Here is an 11,925-nt window from a genome sequence, read left to right as displayed (position 1 = left end):
TGGTATTAGTGGGACTTGGATACTTCTATTATACCACTTACAGGGGGTTCTCTATATGTTTTTCACGAATGTTTATTAGCGATTTTCAAGGTTTTTTTGCTTTCCCTTGGGTGGGAAAGTTGAGTAATATACTGGAGTGCGAAATGCCTGATCCTCGCAAAGAAGTCGTCAGCATTGATGAGTTGCATGCGAAGGAACACCGTTTAATATCACTGACTCTATAAGAGGAAGTCTGGTTTTCGGTAAAAATGCTATAAAAAAAGATGTGTGAGTAATGCATGCTATTTCACAATTTGAGGTGTCATATGCTCAAACCCGGCTTGTACGAACAAATCATCAACAAAAAACTCTACGAAACCATCGAGGGCATGGAAGACTTAGCCGCAGCCGCTGATCTCCCAGCTCCTTTTGAAGTATCCAAAGAACCATTGGACTTGGAAGAGGCGCGCAAACACCTGGCGGCGTATATCGGCCATGTGACTCGAAAAGCCCTGCAAATGGTCCGGGAGCAGAACCGGGATGAGGGGGAAGCTTTGTTGAGTCAGATCAGGTTGTGCAACCAGTTGATCCAGCAGTTGGCGGAGACTCTGCCGGCAGAGGAATTTGACGCCTTGGCAATTGGAGAAGAAGGGGAAGTGTTGACAGCGGTTGTTGAAAAAATCAATAGTAGCCGAAGCGTGATGGCGCATGATGTTATTCGACCGGTAACCCCCTTGTCGGAAAGTTCTCTTTTCACAGGGTCTCATTATGAACCCAGCATGATCGAAGAAATTAAGCGGGAAATTGTTTCCTGCGATCAAATCGATTGGCTGGTTTCTTTCATTAAATGGAGTGGCCTTCGGTGTATGATGGAAGAGCTGAAAACTTTTACTCATGGGGGTGGTCAGCTACGGGTGATCACCACTTCTTAATTTTATGGGAGTTAAAGATTCAAGTGATTTTACAAAAAGATTCCTCGATCCACTTATTAAAGGTGGGTTGTTAAAAAGAACTCTTCCAAATAAACCGACTAGCCCAAACCAAAAATACTATTCTGAAAGATAACGTATAGCTTATCAAATTTTGGTTGGCTTACCTATCACCTAAGCTTCACCTAAGCTATCACCTAAGCTGAACATTGTATAGGAAGCATTTTGTTGCGCATACACCGAATAAATGCAAGTAATCTGGTGAAAGAGGCTCACGTAAAACGTATTGCTTCAAAGGAAGACGCATCATGAAAACGTGCAGATTAAGAAGCAGTTTATTTGACAAGTAAAACATATCAAAAACCCGAGGTGCTCACATGACAATACCAACTACCCTCAAACCCGGCCTGTACGAGCAAATCATCAACAAAAAACTCCGCGAAACCATCAAGGGCATGGAAGACTTAGCCGCAGCCGCTGATCTCCCAGCTCCTTTTGAAGTATCCAAAGAACCATTGGACTTGGAAGAGGCGCGCAAACACCTGGCGGCGTATATCGGCCATGTGACTCGAAAAGCCCTGCAAATGGTCCGGGAGCAGAACCGGGATGAGGGGGAAGCTTTGTTGAGTCAGATCAGGTTGTGCAACCAGTTGATCCAGCAGTTGGCGGAGACTCTGCCGGCAGAGGAATTTGACGCCTTGGCAATTGGAGAAGAAGGGGAAGTGTTGACAGCGGTTGTTGAAAAAATCAATAGTAGCCGAAGCGTGATGGCGCATGATGTTATTCGACCGGTAACCCCCTTGTCGGAAAGTTCTCTTTTCACAGGGTCTCATTATGAACCCAGCATGATCGAAGAAATTAAGCGGGAAATTGTTTCCTGCGATCAAATCGATTGGCTGGTTTCTTTCATTAAATGGAGTGGCCTTCGGTGTATGATGGAAGAGCTGAAAACTTTTACTCATGGAGGTGGTCAGCTACGGGTGATCACCACTTCTTACATGGGGGCAACGGATTATAAGGCGGTGGAGGAACTGAGTAAGCTCCCCAATACCCAGGTGAAGGTGTCTTATGACACTAAGCGTACTCGCCTACACGCCAAGTCATACCACTTTAAACGAGAGACTGGGTTTTCAACGGTGTACATTGGTTCTTCCAATGTATCCAACCCTGCCCTCACCTCTGGCTTGGAGTGGAACATAAAAGTGACGGAGCGGGATTCCTTCGATATCATTAAGAAATGTGAAGCCACTTTTGAGAGTTATTGGAATGACAAGGAGTTTGTGGCTTTCAATGGCGAAATTGAAGCAGATCGCGAGCAATTACAAGGGGCACTCCGACCAAGCACTTCTGACAACAACGATGCCTTTGCCTTTATGAACATTGATCCTTACCCCTATCAAAAGGAGATCCTTGAAAAGCTTCAGGTGGAGAGGGAGGTGCATGGCTATCACCGAAACCTATTGGTGGCAGCCACGGGTGTGGGCAAAACGGTGATTGCTGCCTTTGACTACAAACGTCAGGCAAAAAAGCAGCCGGGAAGAAGTCGGTTATTGTTTGTGGCTCATCGAGAGGAAATTCTGCGACAGAGCCTGCAGACCTTCAGATATGTGCTCCGTGATCCCAACTTTGGAGATTTACTGGTGGGCGGGCATATGCCAACTCAGGTTGATCATCTTTTTATCAGTATTCAGAGCTTTAACAGCAAAGACTTTACCCAGCATACCAGTGCCGATTTTTATGATTTCATCATTGTGGATGAGTTTCATCATGCCAAGGCGGATTCTTACCAGGCGCTGCTCGGCTATTATCAACCGTCCATTTTACTTGGATTAACGGCCACGCCTGAGCGGATGGACGGGAAAAATGTATTGGATTATTTTGACCACCGCATTGCCAGTGAAATGAGATTGCCAGAGGCTGTTGATCGAAAACTTCTTTCTCCGTTTCAGTATTTTGCTGTGTCGGATACGGTGGATTATTCCCAGTTGTCGTGGAAGCGAGGGGGGTATGAACAAAAAGAGTTATCCAACGTACTGACCCAAGATGATTTTCGGGTGAAGCAGATTCTTAGCAGTTTGCATCGCTATGTAACGGACATGAATCAGGTGATTGGTCTGGGATTTTGCGTGAGCATTGAGCATGCGGAATACATGGCCATGCGCTTTAATGAAGCAGGCATTCCTTCCATGGCCCTCCACTCGGAGGTGAAAAACGAGGAACGAAAGCAGGCACAAAGGAGACTTACCAGTGGCAAACTGACTTTTATATTTACGGTAGATTTGTACAACGAGGGTGTCGATATTCCAGAGCTAAATACGATTCTCTTTTTAAGGCCAACGGAAAGTTTAACCGTTTTTCTGCAACAGTTAGGCAGGGGTCTTAGAATTGCTGAGGACAAAGAGTGCTTGACGGTATTGGACTTTGTTGGACAAGCCCATAAGAAATACAATTATGAAGAAAAATTCAGAGCGTTGCTGGGGAAAACAAATCATTCGGTGAAGCACTATGTGGAGAAGGGGTTTTCCAAACTACCCAGAGGATGTTACATTCAGATGGAAAAGCAGGCCAAGGAGTATGTACTGCAGAATATCAAAAACCACATTATCAATCGGGCAAACATTATGGCTAAAATGCAATACTTTGAAGCAGATACGGGGAAAGAGTTGACGCTGAAACACTTTCTGGAACACTATCAATTGAGGGTGTACGATTATTATGGCACAGACCGGACGGGTAAAAGATTGTTTCATTCCATGAAAGTGGCAGCCAACGCTTCAGAACCTATTAAGTGGTACAAGAGAGACGTGCTGGCCAAGCGGATCAGTGGTTTATTCCACGTGGATTCTGTCAGCTTCCTGCGGTTCATTCGAAATGTTTTGCAGGGGGAGATGATTCAAATGGAAGAGGATCAGCTGCTAATTGCCATGCTTTATTACACCTTCTATTTGGAACCTCCCCACAAAGAAGGTTTTTCAAGTATGTGGCAGGGGATCGCTGATCTACTGGATGACCCATGGACAAAGGCTGAGTTGACTGAGGTGGTTGACCATCTCTATCATGAGGTTTCTGTGATGGAAATTGACCATGACTTGAGTTATCAGTGCCCATTAAAGGTACATGCCAGGTATTCCATGAATCAGATTATGGCGGCCTTTGGGTATTACAATGAAGAGAAGCGACCGGCTTTTCGAGAAGGCGTCAAGTATTTTGAAGAGAAGCAGACCGATGTGTTCTTTGTTACCTTGAACAAGTCTGAAAAGGATTTTTCGCCGTCCACCTTATATGAAGACTATGCCATCAGTGAACAATTGTTTCATTGGCAAACCCAGAGCAGAACCAGGTCAAGCAGTGCCACTGCAAAGAGATATGTTCACCATCGCCAGCAGGATCATCAAATTGCCTTGTTTGTGCGGGATAGGAAAAAGGAAAACGGGTATGCCTCGCCCTTTGTATTTTTGGGCACAGCCGAATATGTGAAGCATGAAGGTGATGCTCCCATGAGCTTTGTGTGGAGACTGAAAGAAGAAATGCCATCATATTTCCTACCGAAAGCGAACAAAAATGTGTTGTAATGTTTGGCTGTTTGGTGAAGTTGAAAATTTCTGGCGGCAAAGCTGGATCACTAAAACAATGAACATTGAATTGAACCCAAAATGAGTGTAGGTGAAAACATATGATCAACGTCACTGCAGCCATTATAAAAGATGAAAATAACCGATTTCTGATTGCTCGAAGACGCCCGGGGAAATCTCTGGCTGGCTTCTGGGAGTTTCCTGGTGGAAAGATTGAGAAGGGCGAAACCCCGGAGGAAAGTTTGGCCAGGGAGTTGAAAGAGGAAATGAACTTGGTGGTGAAAGTGAAGGGTTTTGTGGGTGAAAATGTGCATCACTATGAGGGTTTTTCCATTACGCTCATGGCATATGAGACGAAGATTATTGAAGGTGACATGCGGTTAACAGACCATGACCGGGTGCAATGGGTGACGGTGGAGGAGATGGGAAGCTATCGGCTGGCACCGGCAGATGTGCCTTTGGTTGCTAAAATAAATCGCTGAGTATTTCTAAAAAGGGAAGCTGCATTTATGCCGCACAATCAACTTGCAAACCATCGAAAGGAGGCAACCATGAAAATTGGATTTCGCACACCAAGTTTAAAGAAACGTGTTAAGGCTCGTACCACGGGGAAGATCAAGCGGCAGGTGAAGGGGGCTGTAAACCCACTTTATGGCATGAAAGGCATGGGGTATGCCAAGAACCCAGAGCGGGCCATTAAGAACAAAATTTACAAGAAAACCACCTTCGATGTGTTCAGCGTGCTGAAAAGGCTGTTCAAATAGCCTGGATGACACCCCGGTGGCCTCTGGTGCAGATGTGTATGTGGGCAGTTCCCGTGCAGGTTAATGCTGGTTGTGTTTCATCGGGAGGATTGGCGGGTGTAAAAAAGCGACACATCTTATTCCATGGTGATGTCGACATAGTTAGTAGAGGCAGCTTCGGCAATTTTATCTGCTTCCTCAATGGTTTTTCCCTGTGAGGCGACACTGTTTTCAATGCATTTGGCCACATACCAATTTTCTTATTTTTGAACGACCACAGTAACTTTTATGCTCATGAATGTTCACACTCTCTGGTTCTATTATTCAAAAATTTGACGTGATGCTCAATATTCCTGAGAAGCAGCACAGAAATCATGGTGTGAGCCCGCACCACGGGGTAAGATAAAGCGAAAAATCCGTTCGGCAATTCGCAATTAGCGCATTGACCTGAATGGATGTTGTTATATAATCAGAAAAGGAATCAGAAAGTTGAGAAACTTTCAACAGACCACTGAGGGGGAGTAATATGAACAGAAAAACAGTATCGTTACTGATGGTTGCCCTGCTGTTGTGCGGGGGGCTGGTCCAGGGGACCGCCCACGCCGTTGCACCTTTTGTCATTGGCGACGAGGGTTTCGATTTTTCCGATGGCCTTTATTATGAAGCCGCTTTCCGCTCCCCTTCCGGCATCACCTACAATCCCCATACAAACAGTCTTTTGATTTCAGACATGCTCAACCACAGAATCCGGCAAATGAGCCTGGAAACCTTTGAAGTCACCACTTTGGCCGGCACATCCAGCCAGGTGGACAGGTATGATTTTCCTGTGGGAGGTCATGTGGATGGAGACGCAAAGGAAGCCATGTTCAACCGCCCCCGGGGCATGGCAGTTGCTCCCAATGGCGTTATATTTGTGGCGGACGCGGGAAATAATGCCATACGCCTCATCCGCGGAGACAAGGTGTACACAGTGGCGGGCAACGGACAAAGCGGCCACAAAGACGATGAGGGCATGAAGGCAGCGTTCCACCAGCCAACGGACATTGTCATCGACTCCCGGGGAAACCTCCTTGTCAGTGACACCTTAAACCATGTGATCCGGAAAATTGACCAGGAAGGGAATGTCACCACCTATGCCGGAGAGCCAGGGAACCCGGGGATACTCTTTGAACCCAGAGGCTTGGCCATTGATGAGCAGAATCAGCTCTACGTTGCCGACAGCGGCAGCCAGCAAATCAAGGTGGTGGATGCAGCGGGTAATGTCAGCGTGCTGGCGGGGCGGCCCGGCCAAAAGGATGCCGACACTGGCTACTGGATGGGTGCTTATGCCAATGGACGGGCTGAAGACGCCCGGTTCAACTTTCCCCAGGGCATTGCCCTGGGACCCGGCGGCTTTCTCTTTGTGGCCGACTCCCGGAACCACAGTGTGCGGGGAATTTCTCCCCAAGGCCGTGTCTACACACTGGCAGGAACCGGTGCAAGTGGAAAAGATTGGGATGAAGGCTTTATCACCGCCTTTGACGGGCCCAGCGGCCTGACCTTTGCCTCGGGCTACTATTTCGTAGCAGATTATTGGAACAACCGGATTGTTGCCATACCTGCCTTCAGTGAATACCTGAGACCACTGGTTGGCATCAGCCCTTCAGCAGAAGCAATACCCGTGTATGTGGATGGCTCAGAGGTCATTTTCCCTGATGTGAAACCCTTCATGCCGGAAGATCACCGGGTGAGGGTACCCCTTCGGTTTATTGCAGAGGAACTGGGGGCTGACGTGGCCTGGGAAGGAGATCATCGAACAGTGACTGTGAAGATGGGGGACCGAAGGGTGACCCTGTCTGAAGAAGAGGGGGATCTTTCCCTCTTGGAAGGGCGTTCCATGGTGACCCTGCGCACCCTGGCTGATAAACTGGGCCTGTCCATTGAATGGTGGGAAGATCGTCGGGCTGTTGTCATTCAATCCATTATCCACTGACAACCATGGAGGTGACCAAATTGATAATTCAGAAGAGCAAACGCAGTAACAAGCAAATAGTAAAACGCATCTTAACGGTTCTCCTGTGTGTCAGTTTACTGTTTTCCGCAGGGACTGCTTATACCTGGGCAGAACATGACAACCAGGCAAGGCTCATCAGTGTGGAAGGGGATGTCAGGATGTTTCGTGCCGGCGGTGCCAGGTTTTTCGATGCCTACGCCGGCATGCGACTCATGGAAGGCGATCAGCTGATTACCCGCCAGGGCGCCACTGCCCGCATTGAAATCGATGATGGCCGCTGGATCACCCTGACACAGAACACCCGTGTTTATTTGTCAGAGCTGCGGGGCCGGGGTGACACCCTGCAAAGTGTCTTACGCTTACAGGCGGGCGGCGTTGCCAGCCGCATTGACACAGAGCTGGCACCCACAGCCCGCTTTGAAATCAGCACACCAAGGGCAGTGATGAGAGCCCGGGGCACCGAGTTTTTCACCAGTTTTATTGGTGGCGAAACGGATATTCGGGTCATTACCGGGGAAGTGGGAGTGACTGCCAGCCTATACAGTCCATCTTCGCCGCAGCCACCACCGCCGCCACCACCACCAGCACCAGAAGCACCACCGTCACCACCTGCGAGACCTGTCAGACCGCCTGCACCACCGCCACCGCCGCCAGGAGCACCTGAGCCGCCGGGAAGATCAGTTCATTTTACCATTGAAGGAATGCAACAGGCCAGGTTCACCGAGAACAGCCCGCCGGAAGAGTTCCTGGTGCCGCCAGCCCCCTTAAGCCTGGATGGACTGGACATTGTGTTTATTGATCGTGTCCGGGAAATTGCCCAGGGAATGCCGGATCTCATCCCGGAGAGCATTCGACAATCCATCCCGGGGGCTCGACAACAGGCAGAGCAGAGGGCTGCAGATGAAGAAGGGCAGGAGCAGCAGGGACAGGATGAGTTTAGTCAGGCAGAGAACCCGGCGGAGGTATACAGACAGCTAGATGGGAGTAGACCAACTACGGATACTACTTTTTCACCGCCGCCACCATCGCCTACCTTTAGGGATAGAGACAGGGATGCGGATTATACGGCACCAACTGAACGAACAAGAACGTATGTGTTGGATGTGTACCCGCAAAACAGTAGTTACGGTACGGTTACGGGTTCGGGACGTTATGAAGCGGGGGAAAGAGTGACATTGACCGCAGTTGCTGTTCCTGGTAAATTATTCCAGGGTTGGGATTCAAGCATGGGAAACTTCTCTCAAAACCCATTATTTATCACAATGCCTTCGCGTCATGTAGGTTTTACCGCACTCTTCAGAAATGACATAAGACGTCTACAAGGCACTGCAAAGTTAACGGGTGATCCTTACATTGAAGAAACACTTACGGTTAATTTGACGATAACATTACCGCCGCTGTTCGTAGATGAAAATGCATTGTACTACAGTTGGTACAGAGACGGTGTATTGATACCAAATGCACAACATCCGTATTACCTTTTAACATCAGATGATGTAAGAAAAAGCATACACGCAAGAATATCAAGCGGCGGTGAACTGTCTTATGGGCACATAGATACACCCCCTGTGACAATAGGCAAAACACCAAGCTTTCAAACCCCGGGGCCATTATCACAGTTTGGTTTGAGTGTTACGGAAACATCCATACACTTAGCATCAATAAGTGAGTATGAGTACAAACTAATGCAGGGCAGCACCCTGATTCGTAATTGGCAGCCTACAGGTGATTTCACAGGGTTGGAGGCAAACACAGAATACCAGATTTATGGCAGATATAAAGAGACAAGCTACTATGAAGCATCAGTGGAAACTGCTGCGTTAAGTGCAACAACATCAAAGCCAACGGTGGTGGGTTGGGTCGATTTTGGTGCTGTGAATATCACTTATGGCACTCTCTTAGGTGATGTTTTAGACACTGTTTTACCAAGTACAGTCACCATAAGGGATAGTGTAAACGGAACTCACGAATGTGCAGTTATGTGGGAAATTGCTGATTATAATGAAACATTGCCTGGGTCAAAAGTTGCCACAGGGAGAGTAACATTACCTGTTGATGTACTGAAAAGTGACGGAGAGCCTTATAATATAACAAAAGCGGTGACTGTTAAAAACCCTTATTTAATTTCGGCAGTAGTCGGTGGAATAACGGAAGCCTTTGTTCCTTCCGGCACAAGTGAATCGGATGCCATAAGCAACTTAGCAGATAAGGTACACCTGTCATTGATAAATCAAGACACGTATGAAGTGAACATATCCTGGGAAATTCCAGGTTATGACCCAACTGTAACAGGAATTTACCCAGCGGTTGGCACGTACGCACTTCCGGCTGGAGTTGAGCCATTTTTAGACGGTCGAAAACTGATTGTGATGGGCACCGTTGAGGTCCTTGTACCGTAAGAAACCGTTACTGTTCATTGACCACGTGGTTTGGACTTTGTGGTGTTACCCCATGACCATTGGCAACGAGGCCCCGCCTTTTGGCGCCGTTGCCTGCTTTACCGCCAACCCGCGTTAAGTATGGAACATACTCCTCGGTCACTGAGATTCAGCAGTCACTACCCTTGGTGTGCGCTCGTGAATGGCTTTGGACACTGTGTTGTCATCCGGTGTGCCAATACGCTGATACCATCCCCGGGGATCAAATTGAGTACAAAAGATGGTGGAGCCACCCATTGTCCTGGCTTCAATGATTTCGAACAGGTCCATGGCTTGCTCCGTTGACAGGGTGCGTAGAAGCCATTCATCAATGATCAGTAACTGCACCTTTTGGTAAGTCCGGATGACTTTCTTGAAAGTACCCTCTCCCCTGGCCACCACCAGTTCATTGAGCAGTTCCGGCAGACGAATATAACGGACCTTTAAGAAGTTTCGGCAGGCAGCCACACCCAGGGCACAGGCAATGAACGTTTTCCCGTTGCCTGAAGCCCCTTCCAAGATGATATGCCGTCCTTCCTGAATGTAACGGTATATGCCGAATGTATGCCGGGGACGGAGGTTGTGGAATGTATGCCGGGGACGGAGGTTGTGAAACATTTGCGCTGGCTGCACTGGCCCAGGCAGGCACACTGAAAAAGGAAGTGGAAAGCCTGAAGGCAGAGATAGAAGCCCTGAAGAAGTAGGAGACCAGATCTGCCAAGCCTCCACCATCCACTCGCCCCGACATTGCATAATGAAATCTATATTGAGGGGACGTTACCAATGCCAACTTTTACATTAGGAAGAAAAGTTGATCCAGGCTATCAATCAAATCGTATCATCCTGATCATGACCATAACCCTTTTACTTGGAAGGGGATTACTCGCCAATGACTGGAGGGGGTCTCTGGTATTTTCCGCAGGTTTTTTTCTGACCTGGGCCCTTGCCCGGGAAATTGACCCTTTGCATGAAAAGTCCGCTTTTGTTGCGGCGTTCATGTATCTTTCCATGGCCATGTGGATTGTTGATGTGAACCTGGGCGTCGTCTTTTGGACGGTGCTGCTGCTTCGGGGGATCACAAAAATCACGGGTAAAAAAACCACGGTGCTTGATTTGCTGGGGCTGATGGGATTGACCATCCATATGATTCTTGGACAGGGAAACGGGGTGTACGGACTCATTTTTACAGCGGCCATGGTGATGGGGTATAGACGATCTGCAAAGGATGTTCTTTTTAAAGTATTTATGCTGGTGGGTATTGTCCTCAGTGCCTGGGGATTATACAGCTATTCCATCCTGGTGCCGGGAGAAGCATGGCAGATGGATTCATTCCGATGGGTGTTACTTTTAGCCGGCCTCGCATTGGGGACTTTTTACGGGAAGATGCTTCAACAAGACCAGGGGATCCGGGATGACCTGGGAAACATCATTGAAAGTAAATACATGTTTATCAGTTACCTGTTTTACCTGGGGATGTTTGCTGTCTTAATCACTGGTACGGCCCTGGATCAGGGAACCTTGAGTCTGTACTTTGCAGTCATAATGGGCGTCGCATTGTACCGGGGATGGCTGATGATCCGGTCGATAGGAGGCTTCTCATGAAAATAGCCTATTACACCCCGTCAATATTATTAGCCGCATTTTATGGGTGGCTGGTAATCTATATTGGCTTTGGCTCAATCACACCTGTTGCATATGTTTGGCTTGCTTTGCTGTTTAGTAGTAATGAGGTTGCGTCGCTCCGTGAGTCCAGTGTGTCATGATTTTCTGGTACTTTCTAAATCACCATACCGATGAGCCTGTCAGCTTGATCGGCCATAAACAAAGTGATATTGAGCATGTAAGAGGCGGTTTCCTTCGCGAAAAGCCGAGGGGTCAAGGAGGGGTAATCTGCCCAGAAGTCCCGCGGTCACCACAAAAGTATGAAATCTGATCAGGTTAGTGTCACAAAACCATTGCAGGGCATCTTCATATTCTCTGGCCCGGGCACTCATAAAAGTCGGCAACTGCCAGGTTTTGTGATGGGACTGCCCCGAGGTTTTCCCGGACAGCTTGTTTCAGGGCTCCTATGGATCATTTCTGCTGCCATCAGTGTGCTAAGCAGTCCGCTGCATGGTATGCTGTTTTTGTTTTTTGGATGTATGGGGATTTTTCCGCTGACCCAACTGACCCTGCGGATCATGGGGCGATCTGCCAGGGTTGGTTCAGGAAACGGATTATGGGCCCTGGGTGCTCAGGTGGCTTTTACAGTTCCCATCAATTTTCTGTTGGTGGGCGCGGTGATTCTTTACA

The 11,925-nt window shown here is 48.1% G+C and carries 12 protein-coding genes; 11 read left to right on the top strand and 1 reads right to left on the bottom strand.

Annotated features, from left to right (window positions below; genetic code table 11):
- The 8 genes from AAIG11_RS17555 to AAIG11_RS17525 all read left to right on the top strand — a co-directional run.
- On the top strand, positions 1-224 hold a 224-nt coding region (locus AAIG11_RS17555; protein ID WP_343187515.1), incomplete at its 5' end, for a hypothetical protein.
- A gap of 81 nt (positions 225-305) precedes the next feature.
- Positions 306-911 (top strand): hypothetical protein, encoded by a 606-nt coding sequence (locus AAIG11_RS17550; RefSeq protein WP_343187514.1) that lies wholly within the window; start codon positions 306-308, stop codon positions 909-911.
- Positions 912-915: 4 nt separating this feature from the next.
- Entirely contained in the window at positions 916-1,044 is a 129-nt protein-coding gene (locus tag AAIG11_RS18205; RefSeq protein ID WP_425499436.1) for a Fic family protein, read from the top strand.
- A 241-nt stretch (positions 1,045-1,285) separates the two neighbouring features.
- Positions 1,286-4,480, top strand: a complete 3,195-nt coding sequence (locus tag AAIG11_RS17545) for a DEAD/DEAH box helicase (RefSeq protein ID WP_343187513.1) — start codon at positions 1,286-1,288, stop codon at positions 4,478-4,480.
- Between the two features lie 101 nt (positions 4,481-4,581).
- Positions 4,582-4,962 (top strand): (deoxy)nucleoside triphosphate pyrophosphohydrolase, encoded by a 381-nt coding sequence (locus tag AAIG11_RS17540; protein WP_343187512.1) that lies wholly within the window; start codon positions 4,582-4,584, stop codon positions 4,960-4,962.
- Positions 4,963-5,031: 69 nt separating this feature from the next.
- On the top strand, positions 5,032-5,244 hold the full coding sequence (locus AAIG11_RS17535) for a hypothetical protein (protein WP_343187511.1): 213 nt from the start codon (positions 5,032-5,034) through the stop codon (positions 5,242-5,244).
- Between the two features lie 505 nt (positions 5,245-5,749).
- On the top strand, positions 5,750-7,195 hold the full coding sequence (locus AAIG11_RS17530) for an NHL domain-containing protein (RefSeq protein ID WP_343187510.1): 1,446 nt from the start codon (positions 5,750-5,752) through the stop codon (positions 7,193-7,195).
- Positions 7,196-7,215: 20 nt separating this feature from the next.
- A complete protein-coding gene (locus AAIG11_RS17525) occupies positions 7,216-9,615 on the top strand; it encodes a FecR domain-containing protein (protein WP_343187509.1) in 2,400 nt (799 codons plus the stop codon).
- Between the two features lie 138 nt (positions 9,616-9,753).
- On the opposite strand, the gene AAIG11_RS17520 is transcribed toward AAIG11_RS17525, so the two are convergent.
- The gene (locus AAIG11_RS17520) at positions 9,754-10,251 is read right to left on the bottom strand and encodes an ATP-binding protein (protein WP_343187508.1); all 498 of its coding nucleotides are present in this window, start codon (positions 10,249-10,251) and stop codon (positions 9,754-9,756) included.
- A 165-nt stretch (positions 10,252-10,416) separates the two neighbouring features.
- On the opposite strand from AAIG11_RS17520, the gene AAIG11_RS17515 reads away from it, so the two are divergent.
- From AAIG11_RS17515 to AAIG11_RS17505, 3 genes are all read left to right on the top strand, one after another.
- On the top strand, positions 10,417-11,235 hold the full coding sequence (locus tag AAIG11_RS17515; RefSeq protein ID WP_343187507.1) for a hypothetical protein: 819 nt from the start codon (positions 10,417-10,419) through the stop codon (positions 11,233-11,235).
- A complete protein-coding gene (locus AAIG11_RS17510; protein ID WP_343187506.1) occupies positions 11,232-11,396 on the top strand; it encodes a hypothetical protein in 165 nt (54 codons plus the stop codon). Before AAIG11_RS17515 ends, AAIG11_RS17510 begins: the two co-directional genes overlap by 4 nt.
- 159 nt (positions 11,397-11,555) lie before the next feature.
- Positions 11,556-11,925 (top strand): DUF7010 family protein (locus AAIG11_RS17505; RefSeq protein WP_343187505.1); only part of this gene is annotated, 370 nt, incomplete at its 3' end.

Origin of the sequence: Anoxynatronum sibiricum, from assembly GCF_039414295.1 — a bacterium.
Taxonomy (GTDB): Bacteria; Bacillota; Clostridia; order Peptostreptococcales; family Tindalliaceae; genus Anoxynatronum; species Anoxynatronum sibiricum.
This window is presented reverse-complemented; position numbering and strand designations above follow the sequence as displayed.

Bases quoted from the DNA above. Each gene is read 5' to 3' on its own strand.
- AAIG11_RS17550 (WP_343187514.1), top strand. From the start codon at position 306: ATGCTCAAACCCGGCTTGTACGAACAAATCATCAACAAAAAACTCTAC.
- AAIG11_RS18205 (WP_425499436.1), top strand. From the start codon at position 916: ATGGGAGTTAAAGATTCAAGTGATTTTACAAAAAGATTCCTCGATCCA.
- AAIG11_RS17545 (WP_343187513.1), top strand. From the start codon at position 1,286: ATGACAATACCAACTACCCTCAAACCCGGCCTGTACGAGCAAATCATC.
- AAIG11_RS17540 (WP_343187512.1), top strand. From the start codon at position 4,582: ATGATCAACGTCACTGCAGCCATTATAAAAGATGAAAATAACCGATTT.
- AAIG11_RS17535 (WP_343187511.1), top strand. From the start codon at position 5,032: ATGAAAATTGGATTTCGCACACCAAGTTTAAAGAAACGTGTTAAGGCT.
- AAIG11_RS17530 (WP_343187510.1), top strand. From the start codon at position 5,750: ATGAACAGAAAAACAGTATCGTTACTGATGGTTGCCCTGCTGTTGTGC.
- AAIG11_RS17520 (WP_343187508.1), bottom strand. From the start codon at position 10,251: ATGTTTCACAACCTCCGTCCCCGGCATACATTCCACAACCTCCGTCCC.
- AAIG11_RS17515 (WP_343187507.1), top strand. From the start codon at position 10,417: ATGCCAACTTTTACATTAGGAAGAAAAGTTGATCCAGGCTATCAATCA.
- AAIG11_RS17510 (WP_343187506.1), top strand. From the start codon at position 11,232: ATGAAAATAGCCTATTACACCCCGTCAATATTATTAGCCGCATTTTAT.